Source organism: Microcoleus vaginatus FACHB-2002 (assembly GCF_040004035.1).
Taxonomy (GTDB): domain Bacteria; phylum Cyanobacteriota; class Cyanobacteriia; order Cyanobacteriales; family Microcoleaceae; genus Microcoleus; species Microcoleus vaginatus_C.
This window is the reverse complement of record NZ_JAMPLN010000012.1, coordinates 117,183-138,498: the sequence shown is the minus strand read 5'-3', so window position 1 is coordinate 138,498 and position 21,316 is coordinate 117,183. Positions and strand designations below refer to the sequence as shown.

18 protein-coding genes are annotated in these 21,316 nt (G+C 47.1%); 9 read left to right on the top strand and 9 right to left on the bottom strand.

Annotated features, from left to right (window positions below):
- Window positions 1–8 precede the first annotated feature (8 nt).
- Together NDI35_RS12950 and NDI35_RS12945 are read right to left on the bottom strand one after the other, a co-directional pair.
- Window positions 9–2,858, bottom strand: coding sequence for a CHAT domain-containing tetratricopeptide repeat protein (locus tag NDI35_RS12950; protein WP_445313087.1), 2,850 nt, complete (start codon window positions 2,856–2,858; stop codon window positions 9–11).
- A 438-nt stretch (window positions 2,859–3,296) separates the two neighbouring features.
- On the bottom strand, window positions 3,297–4,517 hold the full coding sequence (locus NDI35_RS12945; protein ID WP_445313086.1) for an FtsW/RodA/SpoVE family cell cycle protein: 1,221 nt from the start codon (window positions 4,515–4,517) through the stop codon (window positions 3,297–3,299).
- 36 nt (window positions 4,518–4,553) lie between these two features.
- Between NDI35_RS12945 and NDI35_RS12940 the strand changes: the two genes are divergently transcribed.
- Entirely contained in the window at window positions 4,554–4,976 is a 423-nt protein-coding gene (locus NDI35_RS12940; protein ID WP_445313085.1) for an EamA family transporter, read from the top strand.
- A gap of 118 nt (window positions 4,977–5,094) precedes the next feature.
- Here the strand turns inward: NDI35_RS12940 and NDI35_RS12935 are convergent, their stop codons facing one another.
- From NDI35_RS12935 to apcA, 3 genes are all read right to left on the bottom strand, one after another.
- On the bottom strand, window positions 5,095–5,298 hold the full coding sequence (locus tag NDI35_RS12935; RefSeq protein WP_006634929.1) for a phycobilisome linker polypeptide: 204 nt from the start codon (window positions 5,296–5,298) through the stop codon (window positions 5,095–5,097).
- 258 nt (window positions 5,299–5,556) lie between these two features.
- On the bottom strand, window positions 5,557–6,042 hold the full coding sequence (apcB, locus tag NDI35_RS12930) for an allophycocyanin subunit beta (protein WP_006634930.1): 486 nt from the start codon (window positions 6,040–6,042) through the stop codon (window positions 5,557–5,559).
- A gap of 176 nt (window positions 6,043–6,218) precedes the next feature.
- Window positions 6,219–6,704: an allophycocyanin subunit alpha gene (gene apcA / locus NDI35_RS12925; protein WP_333036136.1), complete on the bottom strand. Its 486-nt coding sequence runs from the start codon at window positions 6,702–6,704 to the stop codon at window positions 6,219–6,221.
- 1,044 nt (window positions 6,705–7,748) lie between these two features.
- Here apcA and NDI35_RS12920 point away from each other — a divergent pair.
- Window positions 7,749–8,951, top strand: a complete 1,203-nt coding sequence (locus NDI35_RS12920) for an FHA domain-containing protein (RefSeq protein WP_445313084.1) — start codon at window positions 7,749–7,751, stop codon at window positions 8,949–8,951.
- A gap of 126 nt (window positions 8,952–9,077) precedes the next feature.
- Here NDI35_RS12920 and NDI35_RS12915 read toward each other — a convergent pair whose 3' ends face one another.
- Entirely contained in the window at window positions 9,078–9,662 is a 585-nt protein-coding gene (locus NDI35_RS12915) for an endonuclease dU (protein ID WP_445313083.1), read from the bottom strand.
- 98 nt (window positions 9,663–9,760) lie between these two features.
- Here NDI35_RS12915 and glpK point away from each other — a divergent pair, with 98 nt between their 5' ends.
- From glpK to NDI35_RS12895, 4 genes are all read left to right on the top strand, one after another.
- The gene (gene glpK, locus NDI35_RS12910) at window positions 9,761–11,248 is read left to right on the top strand and encodes a glycerol kinase GlpK (protein WP_445313082.1); all 1,488 of its coding nucleotides are present in this window, start codon (window positions 9,761–9,763) and stop codon (window positions 11,246–11,248) included.
- A gap of 74 nt (window positions 11,249–11,322) precedes the next feature.
- A complete protein-coding gene (locus NDI35_RS12905; protein WP_445313081.1) occupies window positions 11,323–11,694 on the top strand; it encodes a c-type cytochrome in 372 nt (123 codons plus the stop codon).
- 229 nt (window positions 11,695–11,923) lie between these two features.
- Window positions 11,924–12,424 carry a DUF3122 domain-containing protein gene (locus NDI35_RS12900; protein ID WP_445313080.1) on the top strand — a complete coding sequence of 167 codons (501 nt, stop codon included), beginning with the start codon at window positions 11,924–11,926 and terminating at the stop codon, window positions 12,422–12,424.
- A 325-nt stretch (window positions 12,425–12,749) separates the two neighbouring features.
- Entirely contained in the window at window positions 12,750–12,965 is a 216-nt protein-coding gene (locus NDI35_RS12895) for a hypothetical protein (protein ID WP_015176895.1), read from the top strand.
- Between the two features lie 170 nt (window positions 12,966–13,135).
- Here the strand turns inward: NDI35_RS12895 and NDI35_RS12890 are convergent, their stop codons facing one another.
- A complete protein-coding gene (locus NDI35_RS12890) occupies window positions 13,136–16,306 on the bottom strand; it encodes a pentapeptide repeat-containing protein (RefSeq protein ID WP_445313079.1) in 3,171 nt (1,056 codons plus the stop codon).
- 297 nt (window positions 16,307–16,603) lie between these two features.
- Between NDI35_RS12890 and rplU the strand changes: the two genes are divergently transcribed.
- Together rplU and rpmA are read left to right on the top strand one after the other, a co-directional pair.
- Complete coding sequence (rplU, locus tag NDI35_RS12885) at window positions 16,604–16,996, top strand: 50S ribosomal protein L21 (protein WP_445313078.1); 393 nt, start codon at window positions 16,604–16,606, stop codon at window positions 16,994–16,996.
- Between the two features lie 27 nt (window positions 16,997–17,023).
- Window positions 17,024–17,323 carry a 50S ribosomal protein L27 gene (gene rpmA, locus NDI35_RS12880; RefSeq protein ID WP_190738131.1) on the top strand — a complete coding sequence of 100 codons (300 nt, stop codon included), beginning with the start codon at window positions 17,024–17,026 and terminating at the stop codon, window positions 17,321–17,323.
- A 209-nt stretch (window positions 17,324–17,532) separates the two neighbouring features.
- On the opposite strand, the gene thiS is transcribed toward rpmA, so the two are convergent.
- Complete coding sequence (gene thiS / locus NDI35_RS12875; protein ID WP_333207754.1) at window positions 17,533–17,745, bottom strand: sulfur carrier protein ThiS; 213 nt, start codon at window positions 17,743–17,745, stop codon at window positions 17,533–17,535.
- Window positions 17,746–17,842: 97 nt separating this feature from the next.
- The gene (locus tag NDI35_RS12870; protein ID WP_445313077.1) at window positions 17,843–18,925 is read right to left on the bottom strand and encodes a thiamine phosphate synthase; all 1,083 of its coding nucleotides are present in this window, start codon (window positions 18,923–18,925) and stop codon (window positions 17,843–17,845) included.
- Between the two features lie 276 nt (window positions 18,926–19,201).
- Between NDI35_RS12870 and NDI35_RS12865 the strand changes: the two genes are divergently transcribed.
- Window positions 19,202–21,025 (top strand): DUF1565 domain-containing protein, encoded by a 1,824-nt coding sequence (locus NDI35_RS12865; protein WP_445313076.1) that lies wholly within the window; start codon window positions 19,202–19,204, stop codon window positions 21,023–21,025.
- Window positions 21,026–21,316 lie beyond the last annotated feature (291 nt).

Below are 21,316 nucleotides of genomic sequence, written 5' to 3'. Positions count from 1 at the left end.
AAAACATCTTATTCTGCTTCGCCAATTAGCGTAAACGCCGCCCAATCTTGCGGAGTTGGGTGCATCTTCATTGTCATCAGCATCGCTTGCCGCAAAGCTTGAGCTTTATTCGGGTTTAGCTGTAACTGGCGATAGAATTCTGCCATTAATTCCGCTGTCGGATCGTCGGGCACTAACCACAGAGAAACGATAATACTGGAAACACCAGCACTAATTAAAGCACGAGATAACCCAAGCACACCATCGCCTGTCAGTTTTCCTCTGCCAGTATTGCAAGCACTTAATACCACTAATTCAGCATTTAATTTTAAATCCAAGATTTCGCTCGAAGTCAGCAATCCGTCATCATTTCCTGATGGACTCAGGGCGATCGCTCCCGGTAAATCTCGCCTCTTCACTTCATTGAGTAATCCGTGAGTTGCCAGATGAATAATTCGGGCTTTTAGCATCTGTTGAGTAATCGATGCTTTAGTCGCTTGAGAGCCTGTAATTGCTTGAGTATTCAGAAGTTTGGCAATTGTAATTGCTTCCTGTTCGCTTGCTGGTAAGGGAGCTAATTGGCGCGGCGGGTTGCCAATTTGGGGCATGGTTGGATTGCCAACGACGAGGTTATTTGGCAGAGAAAGTTGTCGGACTTTTTGCCGTGATTGGCTGGTTAACTGCAAAATTTGAATGGCGGGAGCAGTGAGGATGGTATGTTTTTCAATCAGATATTGACCTGTCGGATTTTGTAAGGCGGCAAAGGGAACTAAAAACAGGGATTTATGGGGAATGAAGATGACCGGAGCATTCGGATCAGTAGGTAAAAGATCGGCAATGGGTTGAATCAGTAGTTGATAACTTTGCTGTAATTTGGGGTAGATTATCCGAGAATTAGCAGGGGTAGAAGCAGGGGGATTAGCTGTTTGTTTATTGGCAGTGTCCCCCGCCGATACACCCAGAGCCTCGCGAGTGCCGCGAATCATCTCAGCTAAGGCGGTATCTTGCTCGTTTAATCCTCTCGTGCCCAGAGCAGCAGATACTCTTGTCTGTTCGGTGGCTTCGGGTAGATTGATGTTCAGAGATTTGAGGTCAACGGAGCGAAAGGTAATCTCACCAGTCGGCTTGATGACCCAAATATAAAGGGCTTGATTCTCAATAGTTGAATACTCGACGAGGGTAGCGTTTTGCTCTTTAGCGATTTGTTGAATTTGCTGGATATTGGGGGGGTTGATAGTAGTTGTGACAGAGGCAGATGGGGCAAGGCGAGATGCCAACAACTCCACAAAAGCTCGGGCTCTACCCCGTTCGGCAATTTCTAAAGCCTCATTAGTTTTTTTCTGGGCAATGAGGACTTGTTGTAAATTGACGTAGGGGCTAGTTTGGGTTTCAAATATTGACACTTTATTGGCATCGTCTAATCCAGCACGGAGAGATTCCAAAACTTTAATACTATCAAGTAGGGTTTTCTCTGCTGCTGGGAGATTGCCAGAGTTGGCGAGAGCCAATCCCAGATTTCCCAGAGCTTGCCCCTCGCTTTGGCGGGCTTTAATTTCTCGCGCGATCGCCAACCACTGCTGAGTGTACTCGATGGCTTTGGCGTAGTCGCCGAGGTTATGGTAAGCAATTCCCAGATTTCCCAGAGCCGCCCCCTCGCTTTGGCGGTCTTTAATTTCTCGCGCGATCGCCAAGTCCTGCTGAGCGTACTCGATGGCTTTGGCGTAGTCGCCGAGGTTACGGTAAGCAATTCCCAGATTTCCCAGAGCCGCCCCCTCGCTTTGGCGGTCTTTAATTTCTCGCGCGATCGCCAACCACTGCTGTTGGTACTCGATGGCTTTGGTGTAGTCGCCGAGGTTATCGTAAGCATTTCCCAGATTTCCCAGAGCTTTCCCCTCGCTTTGGCGGTCTTTAATTTCGCGCGCGATCGCCAACCACTGCTGAGTGTACTCGATGGCTTTGGCGTCGTCGCCGAGGGAAAGGTAAGCAATTCCCAGATTTCCCAGAGCCGCCCCCTCGCTTTGGCGGTCTTTAATTTCTCGCGCGATCGCCAAGTCCTGCTGAGCGTACTCGATGGCTTTGGCGTAGTCGCCGAGGGAAAAGTAAGCAATTCCCAGATTTCCCAGAGCTTTCCCCTCGCTTGGGCGGTCTTTAATTTCTCGCGCGATCGCCAACTGCTGCTGAGCGTACTCGAGCGCTTTGGCGTAGTCGCCGAGGGAAAAGTAAGCAATTCCCAGATTTCCCAGAGCCGCCCCCTCGCTTTGGCGGTCTTTAATTTCTCGCGCGATCGCCAAGTGCTGCTGAGCGTACTCGACCGCTTTGGCGTAGTCGCCGAGGTTACTGTAAGCAATTCCTAGATTTCCCAGAGCTTTCCCCTCGCTTTGGCGGTCTTTAATTTCTCGGGCGATCGCCAACACCTGCTGAAGGTACTCGACCGCTTTGGCGTAGTCGCCGAGGTTACTGTAAGCAATTCCTAGATTTCCCAGAGCTTTCCCCTCGCTTTGGCGGTCTTTAATTTCTCGGGCGATCGCCAACCACTGCTGTTGGTACTCAATGGCTTTGGCGTAGTCGCCGAGGAGAAAGTAAGCAATTCCAAGACTTCCCAGAACGTTCCCCTCGCTTTGGCGGTCTTTAATTTCTCGATAAATTATTAGTGCCTGTTGCCAAGACTGCAAAGCAGCTTGAAATTGACTAATCTGATACTGCTGAATCCCTTGCTTGAACAGTCGGTCTGCTTCGGCTTTCCGCTCAGCTTGGGTTTGAGCCAAGGCCTGAGAATTGATGATTTTAAATTGAGAGTTAGGGATAAACCGAAACTCGCCTATAGTCAGCACCGCTAAGATTGAGATCAGTCCCGACAATCCAATTTTTTGCAGTTTCATAACTTTTGAGAGGCCTCTCGTTTGAATATCCGCTTCACACATCAAAATATTGCTAACACTTATTAAAGCTCAAATGCCACTCCATGAGAATTGTTCGTCTTGATTTTCCTCTCGATATCTACAGCAATATCTTTGCAGCCGAAACGATATAATTAAGCGGTGCATCTATTTATGACAAAACTCAATGGCTAACTCAACTCCAGAAACACCAAAACCAGACAAAAAAGAATTAACTGAGATCACAGCTAAACCTCAAGAACAACAAGAAGAACCGCCGAATAAAGGTGACGGGCGGAAATAGTCGATCGCTCGGAATGATACCGCAGCAGAACATAAAGAAACCGGGTTTTTTGACTCTTATTGAAGGTTTTAAGCAAATATTGTGGTTAAAAAACCCGGTTTCTAGTTATCCGCGAGTGTAGGAAATAAGTTGACAAATTATTCGGGTTGTGCAGTGCCGTTGTTCGATCGCAAGTTCGGCTTTCCCTGCTTTCCACGGAGGCCGTTTAAAGAAACCACATCAGCCTCAGAACTCTCCCTAGCCACCCGAATCAGCAACCCCGACAACAACAAACTCGCCAACATCGAAGAACCCCCGTAACTAAAAAACGGCAGCGGCAAACCCGTAGTCGGCAAAACCCCCGTCGCCACCCCAATATTCAGCAGCGACTGTCCCACCATCACCACCATCACCCCAATCGCCACCAACTGACTCTCACTATTTCGAGCCTTCATCGCTACCCTCAAAGCCACAGTAGAGTAAGCCGCCAACATCAGCAACAGTGAGAAACCTCCCACCAAACCAAACTCCTCAGCAAACACAGCAAAAATAAAATCGCTGTACTGAATCGGCAAATAAAATAACTTTTGCTGCGACATCCCCAAACCCACACCCCAAATGCCCCCAGAACCCACAGCCAGGAGACTTTGAATCAACTGATAGCCGTCTTGCATCGGATCAGCCCAAGGATTGAGAAAAGACATAATCCGGCGGCGCTGATATTCCTTAACACTAATACTTAAAACGGCTAAAAGCATTCCCCCCATAGCCGTTGCGCCCAACTGCAAGTAAGGCAAGCCCGCCGCCAAAGCCACCAACCACAAAGTCATCCCGCACAAAGCTGTGGTACTTAAATTGGGCTGCAACAAAATTCCCAAAAGCATTGCACCGAAAATTAACAGCCAAGTTAAGCGAACTTTATTCGTCAGCCGGGACCAGTTGCCGAAAATGCGGGCGCTTTGGAGAACAAAAAACGGCTTGATCAATTCAGAAGGTTGAATAATCGGAACCGGGCCCAGAGATATCCAGCGAGTCGCCCCGTTGATTGTGGTTCCCACTCCCGGAACTAAGGTCAACCAGAGCAATCCCAGCAGCAATAAAACGCCTAACTGAGATGTTTTCATGATGTAGCGCAGTGGGGAGTACACTATCAAGTTAAAGCCGGCCAGCCCGATCGCCACTGCGACTAGCTGTCGTTTAAAATAATAAAGCCCGTCTCCAAATTCATAATTTGCAATGGGATAGGAAGCCGAAAACAATGCTGTCAGCCCTACAAACAGCCACAGAAAAGTCAGCCACCTCAGCCACCGAGCCTCAGCGGCCCATTGAGACGCGCTCGGGTCAAAAAAGGGAATCAAGCGTCGAATGTCGTTAGCCATAGGATTTTAGAATGATCTCAATAAACTCTAACAAAGATGGCTAAAGTACCAGATTGGTTAATTTACGCATTAATCTGTTCGCTATTATATGGTTTGTGGGGATTTTTTGGCAATTTAGCGACTAAATATATTGACTACAAAACTGCTTTTGTTTATGAAGCAATTGGCGCTATTTTAACTACTTTATTTATTATTATCCAAACTAATAATTTTAGTTTTGAGGGAGATGTTAGGGGAATTTTTTTTGCCATGTTAGTTGGCGTTTGTGGCACTGTGGCATCATTAGTATTTTTTATAGCCCTTGGCAAAGGTGAAGTTGCCAATGTAGTGAGTGTTACGTCTATCTACCCGCTGATTACTATATTATTATCGTCTTTATTCTTGAAAGAGGCTATTACATTACCACAAATGCTTGCTGTTTTCTTAGCGATAATCGCAGTTATACTTTCTGCTTATTGAAATATTTGTCAATGATTAGATTAACAAGGCTGGACATTATTCCTTCTGCTATAACTATAACAACAAAAAAAGAGGTCGCGATCGACCTCTTACCCCTCTACTAATCCAGCTTCGGCTCTTAAAGTAAACCTGTATTAGCTCCGGGCTTACCGGTAGCCAGTTGCACTTTAATAATTCTGCCGCCCATTTTCATAATTCTTTGCTGTTCCCGGAACCAGTTGTCGTAAGGAACGAGCTTAGTAAAATAGGTATTTTGCAATTCGCGCTGAGTGCGGATGCGGGTTTGACTTGGGACGCAAGCAGTCACCTTAAACATTCTCATGGGAAACTAACTCCTGAGTAGGTTTACAGATTATTAGATGGATTTTTTAAAGATTGAAGGCAGGGAGTTAGGAGTCAAAACTAGCTCGTTAAAACTCGTCGGGCTTTCTCGACAAGCCTTTGACGGTCTAGCAATCACTCTCAACTTCCCTGACCTCTTTTCAAAGTCAAAGGTAACAAGTCCAAAGTTAAAAGAGGCAAGAAATAAATGTTATTTCTTCTTCTTTCTTCCTTCTTCCTTCTTCCTTCTTCCTGAGTCTTAGCTCAAGCCAGAGCAGATGTAGTCGAAATAGACGCCCATTTCTTTACCAGCGTCAGAACCGACCAAACCGGCGGTGACTTCTTTCATTGCTTGGATTGCTTGTACGGTAGAACCGATGGGCACGCCCAAGGAGTTGTAGGTTTCTTTCAAACCGTTGAGCACGCGCTCATCGAGGATGGAAGGGTCGCCAGCCAACATAGCGTAGGTGGCGTAGCGGAGGTAGTAGTCCAAGTCGCGGATGCAAGCTGCATAACGACGAGTGGTGTACATATTGCCGCCGGGACGAGTTACGTCAGAGTACAACAGAGACTTAGCAACTGCTTCTTTGACGATTGTGGCTGCATTGGCGCTGATGGCTGTAGCGGCGCGGACGCGCAGTTCACCAGAAGCAAAGTAGTTCTTGAGCTTGTCTAGAGCGCTGATGTCCAGGTACTTACCTTGAACGTCAGAGGAATTGATAACGGCGGTAATTGCGTCTTGCATGGTTGTCTTGTTTCCTAGAAAGTGGCTGAGTCAGTCCAATTTTGGAGCTAGAATTTGGAATTTGGGATTTGGGATTTAAGATTTTTAAGTGGCTGGTTATTTGCAAAAGCTTTTAACTTGTTGCCGGCAACCCCCAAATTTTCAATCTAAAATCGAAAACCTAAAATCGAAATTCCTTACTGCATCGCACCGATAACGTAGTCGAAGTAAGAGGAAGCTTCGGAAGCGTCTTCTCCAGACAGCAGTGAACTTGCTGCATTTTTCATAGCGCGAACGCCTTCGGCGACGGCTTCAATCGGGGTGCCGAGAGATTTGTACATTTCGCGGACGCCGACAATACCGATTTCTTCGATCGGAGTAATGTCGCCAGCTACGATTCCGTAGGTAATCAAACGCAGGTAGTAGTCCATGTCGCGCAAGCAAGTTGCGGTCATTTCTTCGCCGTAAGCGTTGCCGCCGGGAGAAACAATATCAGGGCGCTTTTGGAAAAGTTGGTCGCCTGCTTGCTTGACGATGCGTTCGCGGGATTCGCTCAAAATTTGGGCGATGCGGACGCGGCGTTCACCAGAGGTGACGAAGCTCTTGATCCGATCTAATTCACCTGGGCTCAAGTAGCGAGCTTCGGCGTCTGCGTTGACGATTGATTTGGTGACGATACTCATCTTGTGTGTACCCGCTGGATATTTTGCTATATGAACTGCTCTGCGCTGGGCTAGCGAAGGCGGGCGCTTGCGTCCCGTATCTTTCCTGCTCAGGCAGGAGCTTTGACGGGGAAGGCTGGACTTTCCACACTCAGCAACTGTTGAAGTTGTTGGCGGGTGACTGCCTTCGGCGCTTAACGGCGCTGGTTCTTCACGCCGGTGCGGTTGTGAGTGCTCGCACTAAGCCTGTCGCTTACAATACCATAAATGACTGATGCGATCTTTAATTTACGATCAAGATTGCAGCAGGCCACTTAGTGGCGATCGAGTGACTGTCGGGCAGTTAGTAAGGATATTGCTTCTCTGACACAACTACCTCTCGCAAGTATTTTGAGGCATTATGTTCACATTCTGAGTGTTACTGTAATAGTTTGTAACATTCCTTTTCATATTTGGGCCCTCGCTAGGGTGTTCTCAGTTAGAATTTCACAGTTAAAAAATTCCTATAATTATTTTGCAGCAAGGGTTACAGGCGATCGAGCCTTGATCGGGAATTGTGGCGGGCGACGGCGCGAGGATCAAAGACTTTTCCCTGAGAGGGAAGGGAGACAGGCGGGAGACAGAGGAGGAGATGTGCGATCGTCTCACATCTTGCACCATTCTCAACTTGAAGTCTTGGACGGGCGGGATCTCTTGCCCATTGGTGTCAACTTAAGGTAAAACCGATAGTCCGTCAGGGGTTGAAACCCCTGCCTCAAAGCGAAAGTCCTCTAAAAGAAGACTAATGAATGATTCAGTCCTCTTCTAGAGGACTTTCGCTATTAGACAGGGAATTCATTCCCTGGCGGACTGCCGGGTGAACGGGAGGACTGGGGGACTAAAAGCTTAAGTTGACACCAATGTTTCCTACCCAACCCCTACTCCCGGCAAGAAAACTCACTCTTTGTGTTTGTGGAACAGGCCGGAAAGCCTGTTTTTGATAAGGGTGCAAGATATCCGATCATCGGAAATCCTAACTTTCGAGCTTGTAGCTAGATTTGACTCTCACTTTTAATCTGGTGCGCCGTGAAAAGAAATCTATCAGCCCTTAAAAAAGCTTTACAGTTTGGCATTAGCGGTGCAGTCGGCGGTTTTGTCGGCAATCTAATCACCGAACCTTTCATGCAGGGACTCACTGGTTCGACATCTGTTTTTGACAGTGTATTGTCCACTGCTCGGTGGTTTGGATTGGTAGGCGGTGGTATTGCTACTGCTATTATGTTCGGCTATTATTACTATATCAAAGGCAAGCCTCAAATTAAACAGGCTTTAAAAAATGGCGGATTGTTTGGTTTAATAGCAGGAGCCATTTCTGGGGCGATCGCCGAAGGTATTTATAGCGGAATTGGCGACGGAAACAACGAATTATTGCGAGTAATTTGCTGGGGAATAGCTGGCAGTTTGTTAGGACTTGGACTGGCACAGCGGATTCCTAATTTGGGAGCGCTTCGCGGCACGGGAGGCGGCGGTGTTGGAGGAGTTTTGGGCGGCTGTTTGTTTATTCTGTTTGCTTACAATTTATCCGGTACGGCCGGCCGTTTAGCTGGCTGTGCTGCGATCGGTTTTTGGATTGGAATTATGTTGGTTGTAGCTGAAACTTTGTTCAACAAAGCTTGGCTGGTAATTAGTTACGATACCGGAGCAAATCGCACTCTCACTCTAGGTTCGGAACCAGTGACTTTTGGCAGTGATGAAAATTTGTCTATTATCTGCATTCCTAATGTTTCGCCCTTGGCTATGCGGTTTCAATTGGAAGCAGGTCAAATTGTTTGCGAGAATGTTGATAGCGGGGCGGTGAGTTATTTGCGATCGGGCGACCAAAAGAAAATCGGCAACTGTACAATTACAGTAGGAAACTCTGACTTGCCAGCCCCAACACCGGCAAATATTCCGCCTACCTTTATATCAAATCAGCCCGCAGTAAATTCTTTTACCAGCAGCCAATTTTCTCTGAAATTAGGCAGTCGAGTTATTCCTCTGAGTGCGGGAACTCAACTATTCACCTCTGACATACCGAGTTTAACAGCCGCAGCATCTAACGGTCTTGTAGCTATAGTCACTTCTCGATCGAGAAACGAGCTTTCGTTAGGATTGACCAATTTGTCCGATCGCGCTTGGTGGGCTACAGACATTCAAGGCGATATAAAAATGGTAGAACCTGAAAGTACCCTGGCTTTGGCGTTGGGAACTAAAATCGAGTTCGGTGAAATTGACGGCGAAATTGTGTAAGTAAGTGAGTACAAACTGAGATATTGCACCATTGTCAATAAACCTTTCATGGGCGGGCAGGATGCCCACCCCACCAGAAAATTTACTCTTTGTGGAACGGGCATCTTGCCCGTTCTTAACAATAATTCAAGCAGAACTACCGCTAACTCCAGTAATTACAGCCGCACCAATCAAATGAGCCAAACGCAAAGCTTCAGGAACTTTACCAGTGTCTGTCAAACGCTGGAGCACCCTCGCTATTACTTCCGGTTGTTCGCCGCAAACTTGAAAAAAGAAAGGTTCAAAAGCGTGAATTTTCCCCGCCCGACGCAACAATTCTAAACGGTATTCCGAGTCGGGTAAATGGCGGAGGGCTTTTTCAACAGCATCTAAATCTGGTTGGCGGCGCATGACAGCAACGCAAGGAATTTGCAGCCGCGATGCTAACTCGGGAAGGTCAATAATATTGAAGCCGCCGAAAGCAATTCCGTCTAGCAAAACGAGATGCAATTGCGGCAGAAATTTGCCTCCGAGGAGTAGCCCAGAAATAGCATCCGTGGCATCTAATCCGTCTGGGAGGACTTGTCCCCACACCATTCCTTCAAATCGAGTTCCCCCGCAGACTATGCCCGCGATCGACACCAGGCTCCCGCTTGTACGAGAAAACGGAGCGTCGTCAAAGCCAATAACCTTAATTGTGCGATCGAGCCTCAGCAAATCTGCCAGTTTCAACTTGTGGAGTTCCCTAAGCTAAAGTTTTTGAGATTAGGTTGTGTTTTACATAGTATCATATACGTTAAATAGCTCATTACTAAAAAGGTTTTAGACAATTGGCAAAAAAATACGTAGCAGCGATCGACCAAGGAACCACCAGCACCAGATTTATCGTATTCGATCGCCTGGGACAGAGAATTTGCAGCAACCAACAAGAACACCAGCAAATCTATCCGCAACCGGGATGGGTGGAACACAATCCCGATGAAATTTGGCAGCGCACCCAAAGCGTGATTAAAAATGCCCTCGACATCGGCAATATCGACCCCAAAGATATTGCTGCACTCGGTATTACAAACCAGCGCGAAACTACAATTGTTTGGGACAGAAAAACTGGCAAATCTTACGGCAATGCGATTGTTTGGCAAGATACTCGCACTCGCTTTATTTGCGATCAATTAGCTGAAGTTGAGGGCAAAGACCGATTTCAAAAACGATGCGGTTTGCCGCTGACAACTTATTTCAGCGGGCCGAAAATTAAGTGGATGCTGGACAATATTCCAGGATTGCGCGAAGCGGCAAATCGAGGCGATGCGATTTTTGGCAATGTCGATACTTTTCTGATTTGGCACCTGACTGGCGGCGCGCACATTACTGATGTTACCAACGCCAGCCGCACGATGCTAATGGATTTGCAAACCCTCGATTGGGATGCAGAAACTTTGGAAATAATGGCAATTCCCCGCCAGATGCTGCCAGAAATTCGCCCTTCGAGTCAAGTTTTTGGAACTGCAAAAGGATTGCTTGCAGGTGTTCCAATTGCTGCTGCTTTGGGCGATCAGCAGGCCGCTCTCGTCGGGCAAACTTGTTTCAGTCCGGGGGAGGCGAAAAATACTTACGGTACGGGCTGTTTTATGCTCCTGAATACCGGTGAGACGATCGTCCGTTCAAAAAACGGGTTACTGACAACAGTCGCCTACAAGATGGGGGAATCGCCCGCTGTGTATGCTTTGGAAGGCAGTATTGCGCTCGCCGGAGCTTTAGTGCAGTGGCTGCGGGACAATTTGGGCATCATCAACACATCTGCGGAAGTAGAAACATTAGCAAATACAGTCGAAGATAGCGGTGGAGTTTACGTTGTCCCGGCATTTTCGGGACTCTACGCGCCCTATTGGAAAGACAGCGCGCGGGGAGTAATTGCAGGTTTAACTCGCTACGTGACTAAGGCACACATTGCCCGCGCAGTATTGGAAGCTACAGCGTGGCAAACGCGAGAAGTATTGGAGGCGATGAATCAGGATTCTGCTGTGCAGCTTTTGTCTTTAAAAGTAGACGGAGGTATGGTGGGAAATCACACGCTGATGCAGTTTCAGAGCGATGTTTTGGGAGTGCCTGTGATGCGGCCTGTGGTAGCAGAAACTACTGCACTCGGTGTGGCTTATGCGGCCGGTTTGGCGGTGGGTTTTTGGAGTCAGCTAGCCGAATTGCGGGACAATTGGGCGGTGGATTGTACTTGGGAGCCGAAAATGCCGATCGCACTTCGCGAACAAAAATATCGCTTTTGGAAAAAAGCAGTTTCCCGCACATTCGATTGGGAAGAATAAATCGCTTAGTTAACCCCAAAATGCGTATTTAGTGATATCCTTAAATCCAGCACTCTTTTTCAAATTGCACATAGATGATTTCGCTAAAGAACTTAAAAAAAATCCTCAGCGCCTTTCTATTGATACTGACACTGGCATTTGTAGAAATCGCCACTAATTCCCAAATCGCCCTCGCAGATACAGCTACAAATCCCACAACCGCAGCCGAAGTCTTCAGTGCCAACTGTGCAGGCTGTCACATCAACGGCAGCAACATTATCAGGCGCGGCAAAAACTTGAAACAAAAAGCATTAAAAAAATACGGCATGGATTCCATCGCCAGCATTTCCAACTTAGTAACCAACGGCAAAGGTATTATGCCCGCTTACAAAGATCGTTTGTCGGAACAACAAATTATCGATGTTTCAGCTTACGTGCTATCCCAAGCAGAAACCGATTGGAAATAAACCAGACTATGTACATTGTAAGACCAGGTTTAGCGCCTAACTTCAGGAAACCAAGCTGAGGTATAATGTAGGGGCAGGTTTAGCGCGTAAGTTGGTCATTGATGAATAATCTTTATACAAAACCTGCCTGCTTCTTGTCTTTTATTATTCATCCCTTAATAATCTCAAGACAGACCTATTTTTTGATACTTTTGGAGAAAAAACTGTAAATTATTGGAGGTATTGGAAGTTGAAAAAATATTATTGTTGGCGTAGAACTTTAACTATTATTAGCTTGTGCTTGTATCTAATATTAGCGGTTAGCCCGCCGGCTGTCGCGTCGATTCACAAATATCCAGAAACTGCCGAAACAGTAATGTTCCGATCCGTACAAAGCCTGCGTGATACAGACGATAAAGCATGGCAAGTTGTTTTGTACAAGCGAGTTAAGTCGGGAGTAGTAAAGTCTTTAAATCTGAGATTAGTAGGATTTCCCGAAACAGAATTGCAGCACCCGGTTCCGCTGAAAGTTGTTGCGGGCAAGCGCGAAATTGGCAATGCTAATGATATTTGGAACGAGTCGGGTTTGCCAATTAATGTCGGAGAATACGATTTCAAATCAATAATTACACAATTGGAAAGTAATCGACCTTTGCTGTTGAATTTGCCCGTGAAAAATCAAAATGAGACACAATTGCTGGTTCCTCCTTTTGCTGTCAGAGAATGGCGGCTGTTGTTAGACAGAAACTAAATATACCAATTTAAGCGCACTCTACATTTAAACTCCATACAATTTCCAATGTCACAAATCGCTATGTTTAAATTATTCCTTAAGGTAGATTTAACGTTATTGAAGAATAATAGAGTAGGGCAAAAACTACATAAATCAATTTAATCGCACTGTAGATTTAAAATCGCTAAAGTTTCATGGATGTATCAAAAATAACTTTATTTACATAGACCTTAAGGTAGATTTAACCTATTTTAAGGATAATTATGAAACAAACTAAAAGCTGAGTTAGTCGGTTGACAAAACTTCAGTGTTTTAACGTAGGTGTATTCAGGGTGAAGCTACTATGACTTTAATCAGTAAAATTGTCCGAAAAGCTTTGGCAACAGGTTACTTAACGGTTGAGGCCGAAGAACAGTTGCGACAGCAGTTGCAGATGACTAAGTACGGTTTAGAAGATTTTGAGGCTTTTATTAATTTGCAAAAAGAGGTGATGGAGGGTAGGGTGAAACAGCAAGCTTTGGAATTGTTACGATCGCGCAAATGTTCTGCGACGGCTTAAATCCACTCCGATCGACCTTTTGGATAAAATAAGGTCGATCGACCTTCCTATGTCGATCGGCCTTTCGGGCGCGGACTAGGAGGGCCCACCCCACAAGAAAATTCACTCTTTGTGGAACAGGCCGGAAAGCCGGTTCATAAAAATGATACGCCAAGCCGGGATAAAGGTTTCTACTGCATTCCTAGCTGTTGCCTTAACGCTTCTGGCACGTTAACGGCTGTATGCAAATCTCGAACATTGTCCCATTTTGTGTTTTCATCCCATTTGATATCGCCAAGAGTGCGATCGCCGAGGTATGCGCCGCTGAGGTATGCGCCACTGAGGTTTACGTCCCAGAGGTATGCGCCGCTGAGGTATGCGCCGCTGAGGTATGCGCCGCTGAGGTTTGCGCCGCTGAGGTTTGCGCGGCTGAGGTTTGCGCCTCTGAGGTATGCGCCGCTGAGGTCTGCGCGGCTGAGGTTTGCGCGGCTGAGGTTTGCGCCTCTGAGGTCTGCGCGGCTGAGGTCTGCGCCCCTGAGGTTTGCGCGGCTGAGGTCTGCGCCTCTGAGGTTTGCGCCTCTGAGGTTTGCGCCTCTGAGGTCTGCGCCGCTGAGGTCTGCGCGGCTGAGGTATGCGCCTCTGACGTCTGCGCCTCTGAGGTTTGCGCCGCTGAGGTTTGCACCGCTGAGGTTTGCGCGACTGAGGTCTGCGCCTCTGAGGTCTGCGCCGCTGAGGTTTGCACTATTGAGGTATGCGCTGCTGAGGTATGCGCTGTGGAGGTATGCGCCACTGAGGTCTGCGTCAATGAGGTATGCGTCGCTGAGTTCTGCGCCGTTGAGGTTTGCGCCACAGAGTTTTGCGCCGTCGAGGTTTGCGCCACTGAGGTTTGCACCACTGAGGTATGTGCGGGTGAGGTTTGCGCTGCTGAGAAATCTCCCAACTGTTTGGACAAAGCCCAAATTCCCAATACAACAGCTATAACCGATGAGACGCAACAACCGACTTGCATCGTCAAGTTCACCTTCAGCATTAGGTTTCCTACAAGGATAAAACACCATTTTGTCTTTAAATTCAGGTGTCTCCTGACCGTAACGGTGCAACTCCAACAGCAAAATCATTACATTCAAACCAGCATAAACATCTATTTGTCGCTGTCCCAATTCTTGGGTTTTCAATTGATCTCGCAGTAGGCGTATCTTCTTCTGAGGCAAATTTTCCGGCGGCGCATCAATACATTCCCCCTCGCACCACCGCAGATAAAAATTTTCCAAACGCTCGAATAGCTCTACAGGGCGAAACAGATTTTCCTCCCCTGGAGCAGCCGGAGTTGTTAACAACCCCATCAAATATTCCACAATTTCTTCTGTCAGCGGCCCATAACCCAACAAATCATAAATCTCCCAGTCCATCTGAGAGTCTTGAGTATTAAATCTTCTACCTTTTTTTCCCGGTTCCGTCCACTCTTCCAGACTTTCTTTCAATCGTTCCGCACACAGAAATTCACCAAAACTCTTGTGTACAAACTCCACAGAACCTTCTTTACTGCCTTGCTGAAGATAAAAAACCGCCAAAGCATTTCTCAGAGGATCATCCTTAATCCGTTCTCGTGCTTTTTCAAGTAATGCTTTAACCGAGTTATCTGCTTTCAATCGTTCCTCAATCATCGCTACAGGAGCGCATTCCCCTCCAGACTGCACCACGCACAACGCTGCTTCTGTAAGGATGCGCCGCAAATCCTCTGTTTCCAATTCTGTCAAATCGCGATTGAGCTTATCAGACCGCTGCTCTGTGAGTACCCAATTCACAGTTTTGTTGTAAATCAAAATTTTTGCTTGAGTGCTGTTAGTTCCTTGAAAATCCTCAACTTTCAACGTTTTGTCCCGGTGCATCGCCGCTAACAGATAAAGCAAGAGCGGCTCTCGCGACAGTTCTGATTTTACATTCTCTGGACAGCATTCATTTTGCAAAAGCTGCTGAAAAGCTGAGGTTTTTTCTTCTCCAAATTGGGCTTCCCACTTGCTCAACCACTGTTGCTGTAGTCCGTCATCCATCACCTGAATTTCGACTCGCTCCAAGTTATCAGGCATTTGCCTTTCAATCCCTTGCAAAGCTATAGTTCTGCCAGTAATCAAAACCCGGTGTCTCATTTCCGAACTCTGCTGACAATCCCGCTGAAATTGTCCTACTTGCTTGAGAAATTGCTCTAAACCCCCGCTGCTTCTCCCCTCCATCAGCAACTCGTCAAAGCCATCCAATAAAAACAAACATCGCCTGTTTCTATCTGTCAACCAGCCGTCATCGCTAGCAAAACCAGCATTAACTGCTTCTTTCAGCGTCTCTCGAAAACTCTGTTGCAATTTGGGAATATCTCTCAGTCGAATTAACACGGGCGTCCAAACTGGATGCAAATTTTGCCGCACCCAGTCAGCAAACATCCGACAAAAAACGCTTTTACCGCGTCCGGGCCCTGCTTCGACGAACATCACCAGATTTTGTTTGTTTTCATCTGCAAGCAATTGCTTTGCCCAACTTTCTAAATCAAATGCTGTTGCACGCTTATTAACAGCGCCATTTTTATCAATTGGCCTTGCCTTCAGAGGCACGTAGATATCCTTGAATGAGAAATTTTCTGTAAATACGGGTTGTAGCGGTAGAGAGGCAATCTGTTCTTGCAGGTAGTTGTCAATGCTGTGATATTTCTCCTGTTCCTCCCGCCATTCGCTGATAGAAGGCTGTCCAAGATGTTTCATGGCATCGCCACAAACTGCCCAAGCTTCGATCAAATAGCGGTGAGTATTAGCAGCAACTCTCTTTGTCAAAATTTTAGCTTCATCGGCATTTAGTCCGGCTTGTTCCAGCCGCTCTGATAGCACTAGGTTAAATTCCGTGGCTAACATCGAATCGCGGAAGCAAATAACAGTTTCTTTGGCTGCTTTATCACTAATTTCTAAATCGGCCAATTTTTTAAGCAACTGCTTGACTTTATCGGAAACCGGAGTTTGCCCGATGCGATTTAACAAACTTGCGTCTTGTCCAATAAACTCTTTAAAACTTTCCAGATAAGCCTCCTGACTGACGAGGAAAATGCACTCAGCTAAAGTCGGCTGCAGTTGAGTTTTTTCGATAAAAAATGCCAGCAGTTTCGCCGCCATCCCGATAAATGGTAATCCAGTTCCCACAACTTGAGCTAAGGGAGAGTTCAAAACCTCTAGCAGCAAGTTGCTATTGTCCAGGCCTTGTTCTTTGAACATTTTTGCCAATTCTGCGGCTGTTTTCCCAGCTTCTCCGATTCCCTCCGCTGCTTCGGCGGAACACAGTTCTTTGATATCAGTATTTAAGAATTTCCAGATGCGATTTGCCATTTTTACCTGCCCTGTTTCAGAAGAGAGAATCCGAGAAAATCTACATTTAACTCTGTAAGCATTCCGTAGTTCGTCGCCACAAATCTGTTCTCAAACTAACAATTAGAAAAGATTAAGTTTCTTTTACCTTGACAAAACTACAACAATCCGCAATAATAGTAGATTGTCTGTCTAAATCCGGCTCGGATCAGGTTAAGACATTCCAAAAGCTGGAGAGCAGTCAGCAGTCAAAAGTCCACAACGACCAATGACCAATGACTCATCAGCTACCTGTACGGCAATCTCAACAACCATCCCATGACTTACGCAATCATTGAAACCGGCGGCAAACAATTTCGGGTAGAACCAGGCCGCTTCTACGACATCGAACTGCTTCACGTCGAAGCTGAATCCAAAGTCACCATAGACAAAGTATTTCTGATCCAGCACGAAGGCGAGGTTCATATCGGCCAGCCTCTACTAGAAAATGCCACTGTAGAAGGAACGGTTCTCCGGCATTTCCGGGGCCGCAAAGTCCTCGTCTACAAGATGAAGCCGAAAAAGAAAACTCGGAAGAAAAAAGGGCACCGTCAAGAAACAACTCGCTTTATGATTGACTCCATCAGCGTCAACGGTACAGTCTTAGCCGCCAGAGACTTAACTGAAGCAGTTGTGGAAACTCCCCAAACCGCCGAAACTGATTCAGAATAAAAAATAGTAAATACAGTTGAGGATATTATGGCCCACAAGAAAGGTACAGGCAGTACACGTAACGGACGCGACTCTAATTCTCAGCGTCTGGGTGTCAAAAAGTACGGCGGTCAAGTTGTCAAAGCTGGCAACATTTTGATCCGCCAACGCGGCACTAAAGTTCACCCTGGTAATAATGTTGGTATCGGCAGAGATGATACTCTGTTTGCCATGATTGACGGTGTGGTGACTTTTGAAAGAAAAGGCAAAACTCGCAAGAAAGTCAGCATTTATCCTGTGGTTGCAGCACCTGTGGCTGAGCCCGTGGCTGAAGCTGTCGCAGTTTAATTCCTCGTTCGTAGGTTCGGCCGATTCCTGATCAATTAAGGTAGAACCGATAGTCCGACAGTCCGACAGGGGTTGAAACCCCTGCCTCAAAGCTAAAGTCCTCTGAAGAGGACTGAAGAACTCATTAGTCCTCTTGAGAGGACTTTAGCTATTAGCCAGGGAATTCATTCCCTGGCGGACTAGAGGCTTAATTTGTCACCAATTTGTGGCTAACCTCCCCCGACAATTGTGACAACTTCTAAGATGTCGCCCTCTTGCATTTGTGTAGTTTCCCAAAATTGTTTGTGCAGAATTTCCCCGTTGTACTCCACAGCCACCAAGCGCGGGTTTAATCCCAATTGTTCTAGTAATTCTGGTAACGGTGTGTCGATCGCACAATTGCGGGTTTCTCCGTTAACTTGCAGCGCAATTTGATTTATCATAAGTAAAATATCAGTTTTCAGGGCGGGTTTTGTAACAAAATTATATTTTATGCACAGATTTCCTGTGCTAAACCCGCCCTACGAATCGCAAATAAACCTAGCTTTTCCCGTGCAAAGCTTTCTGAGCTTTCAGATTCTGCATCCGAATCAACTGCGAGATGAAAAACTGCGTGACTAAAGTAGGCTGTTCTGCTTCCATAATCGCGCGTACTGCGGCAACCCTTTGAGCTCCGGCATTCAATACTTCATCGAGGTTGTTGATATCAATTCCGCCGATCGCAAACCACGGAATCGGCGACTTATCAGCAGCATACCGCACATAGTCCAAACCTGCGGCCTGTTTATCAGGTTTAGTAGGAGTGTGGTAAACCGGCCCAACTCCAATGTAGTCGGCTCCCTCTTCAATAGCTCGCTGCATTTCCTCGCCATTCGTAGTAGAACGACCGATGATCCGTCCCGGGCCGAGCAACTTGCGCGCTTCCGCCACAGGCAAATCTCCCTGTCCTAAGTGTACGCCGTCGGCATCTGCTGCGATGGCAAAATCCACGCGATCGTTCACAATCAGCAAAGCATCGTAGCGGTGACAAAGTTCGCAAAGCTGGCGCGCGTTAGCCAGCTTTGCGCCGTCGTCTGAGTTTTTGTCGCGGTACTGCACCAAAGTCAGTCCGCCTTGCAAAGCAGCTTCCACCACTCCCAACAAGTTGTCTCTCGGCGAAGTTACAAGGTATAACTGCGATCGAAGTAACTGCTGGTAGCGCCGGTAAGCCAGCAAATTGCTTTCGAGAGTATAAACCCGATAGCGCATCTGCTTAAAAGCCGCCCCCATATTCCGATCGTAAATTTTGCCATACTCTTCGAGTACCCGCAGAGCTTCTTCCACCCGACAGAAATTCGCCTCCAGTAGCTGCTGAATGCTCGAACGCTGCTCTTCCTGCGGGTGAGTCAACTCCGTACCCGGATCAGCGGGCGTATCCCTAGCACTGCGAAGTTCTGCGACGTGCCAAGCAGCCAATTCTTGACGCAGTTGCTTGCACTCGCCAGCTAAATCGGCGTTGTTGAGACCAAACCTGCACCATTCTTCAATAATTCTCAACCCTTCGCGCGATCGATCTAAATTTGCATCTAAAATCCGGCAGAGGGCTGGCTGTGCCGGTAAAGTTCTGTTTTGTTTGTCGGTCATTCAGAACCACCCTAATTATAATTAATCCTACCTGTCAAACCGCTACATTGTCCCACGCTGTCAAGATTGTGGCAAAGCAGGCGGCTTAATTTTGGCATAAACCAATGTAAATTAGACAATATTTTTTTAAGTTTTATCTCATTTGATGAAAACAAAGCATAATAGATCAAACTTGATGAGAGTGGAATCGTTAAACTGCATACCACACTTCGGAGGAGAGCCGTGAGGTTAGCAGAACAACACAAAAGATTAACAGAAGAAAACCCCAGCAGGCGGGTGAAATCAAAGTTTGATCGCGAAAACCTGACACGAAACAGCGGAGGCGAAACTCGGCTCACAGATAAGTTGCGTTTTTTTATGCTGATTTACTCACAACAGACCTGGTGCAAAGAAAAGCGATCGCAAAAATCTTGTTTGAGTTATTGCCTTCTGCTCGTCTTTGCGATGACCGCCCTTTGCAACCATCAACCGTTAGTTATCGCTGCCGGGATACCGGGAGTGCAGCTACTTTCTCAGACCCTGGAGAGCGAGATTAACATACTGTACGTCAGCTCGATCGGCGGCAGCGACACAGGAGGCAACGGCAGCGATCAAGCTCCGTTTAAGACCCTTACCTACGCCTTAAGCGTGGCCCCGCCCAAAACAGCGATTTTGCTAGCGCCCGGTACTTACAGCGAGCAAACCGGCGAAAAATTTCCATTAATGCTCAGGCCCAGCGTGACAGTTCAGGGAAATCCCAACACTCGCGGTCAGAATATTGTCATCAAAGGCGGAGGATACTTTATCAGTCCGACTTCGGCGGGTCAAAATATTGCGATTTTAGGCGCAGATGGGGCGGGACTCAGCGGGGTGACTGTGACGAATACCAATTATCGCGGTTACGCTTTGTGGATAGAATCGAGTTCTCCGACGGTTGTCAACAATACTTTTTCTGGCAGCACTCACGACGGAATTTCAGTAGTGGGTACTTCCAGGCCAACGATTGGCGGGAATGTTTTCTCGAAAAATGGAGCTAACGGCATTACGATTTTTGGCAGTTCCCAGCCGGAAGTTCGAGATAATGTGTTTGAAAACACGGGATTTGGGGTGAATATAGCGCAGAACGCTTCGCCTCTGCTCATCGGTAACAAAATTACTCGCAATAAGGACGGCGTGGTGGTGCAAGCTAATGCTAGACCTGTGCTGCGTAACAATTATATCGAGAGTAATCGGCGGGACGGAATTGTGGCGATATCGAGCTCTCTGCCGGATTTGGGAACTGCTGCCGAACCGGGGGGCAATGTCATTCGCAACAACGGTCAGTACGATGTGAACAATGCAGCCAAAGGTCAAGTAATCCCAGCTTACGGCAATCAATTGTCGAGCAGCCGGACGACTGGATCGGTTGACGTGGCGGGAACTTTTACCCCTCCGCCTATGGGGGAAAGTGCTGTGCAGCTAAGGGCCGATCGACCTCCCAGCATCGGTGGCCCAGACACTTCTCTCCCTGTTTACACTCCCGGACGGCTAAGTCCCAGAGTTGAAAGAGCGCCAATTTCGCCACCTGCGCCCGTTTCAAGACGGCCAATGCAAACTCGACCCGTACTGCCCAGCGCTCAGTTGCAGCAAGAGCTTTCTCCGAGGAATGCCGCTGCTTCATCGGTAGCCCAAGGGGCGATCGCAATTCCCGTGCCCGATCCGAATTTTCGATCAATTTCGGAAATTTCGGTACAGCAACCAATGATTCCTCCCAATTTTGATAGTTCGAGTTCGGTTTCTTCCGAGGGTAGATTGCCCGTTCCGGCCCGCAACATTCCGATAGGAAGGGGTGGCTATGTACCTGCACCTTTAGGGGGGAATTCTGTGCCCGATGCGGCGGATAATTCGCCGTCATTCGATAGAGCCAGAGCTTTGGGTTTTCGGTATCGAGTTGTGGTGGATACCGACAGTTGGCGCGATCGACAAAAAATCCAATCCCTCGTTCCCGGTGCTTTTCGCTCTTTTTCCAGCGGGCGATCGGTGATGCAAGCCGGTGCTTTTCGGGAACTCGAAAAAGCTGAGGAATTGCTACAAATGCTCAGCGCTAACGGTTTGAATGCTCAAATTGAAGAAATTAAATGAAATGGTCATTAGTCATTCGTTAACGGTTGACTGTTGACTGTTGACTGTTGACTGTTGACTGTTAACTGTTAACTAATGACTGTTGAGTCTTAATAGCCAAAGACTGCTTGCTACTTCAAAATTTCAAAATTTTAGGGCCTAGCATATCGGATGCCAGACCCTAAAAAGTTTGTAAATTAAGTTGATTCAAGTGGGTTTTTAGCTCTGCTGAGTTTCAGCAAACTACAACTAAGGTGGACTTTTTGGCAACTACTCTGTAGACGAGCTAGCTATCAGCGGAGTCTATTCAGA

Bases quoted from the DNA above. Each gene is read 5' to 3' on its own strand.
- NDI35_RS12950 (WP_445313087.1), bottom strand. From the start codon at position 2,858: ATGAAACTGCAAAAAATTGGATTGTCGGGACTGATCTCAATCTTAGCG.
- NDI35_RS12945 (WP_445313086.1), bottom strand. From the start codon at position 4,517: ATGGCTAACGACATTCGACGCTTGATTCCCTTTTTTGACCCGAGCGCG.
- NDI35_RS12940 (WP_445313085.1), top strand. From the start codon at position 4,554: ATGGCTAAAGTACCAGATTGGTTAATTTACGCATTAATCTGTTCGCTA.
- NDI35_RS12935 (WP_006634929.1), bottom strand. From the start codon at position 5,298: ATGAGAATGTTTAAGGTGACTGCTTGCGTCCCAAGTCAAACCCGCATC.
- apcB (WP_006634930.1), bottom strand. From the start codon at position 6,042: ATGCAAGACGCAATTACCGCCGTTATCAATTCCTCTGACGTTCAAGGT.
- apcA (WP_333036136.1), bottom strand. From the start codon at position 6,704: ATGAGTATCGTCACCAAATCAATCGTCAACGCAGACGCCGAAGCTCGC.
- NDI35_RS12905 (WP_445313081.1), top strand. From the start codon at position 11,323: ATGATTTCGCTAAAGAACTTAAAAAAAATCCTCAGCGCCTTTCTATTG.
- NDI35_RS12895 (WP_015176895.1), top strand. From the start codon at position 12,750: ATGACTTTAATCAGTAAAATTGTCCGAAAAGCTTTGGCAACAGGTTAC.
- NDI35_RS12890 (WP_445313079.1), bottom strand. From the start codon at position 16,306: ATGGCAAATCGCATCTGGAAATTCTTAAATACTGATATCAAAGAACTG.
- rplU (WP_445313078.1), top strand. From the start codon at position 16,604: ATGACTTACGCAATCATTGAAACCGGCGGCAAACAATTTCGGGTAGAA.
- rpmA (WP_190738131.1), top strand. From the start codon at position 17,024: ATGGCCCACAAGAAAGGTACAGGCAGTACACGTAACGGACGCGACTCT.
- thiS (WP_333207754.1), bottom strand. From the start codon at position 17,745: ATGATAAATCAAATTGCGCTGCAAGTTAACGGAGAAACCCGCAATTGT.
- NDI35_RS12870 (WP_445313077.1), bottom strand. From the start codon at position 18,925: ATGACCGACAAACAAAACAGAACTTTACCGGCACAGCCAGCCCTCTGC.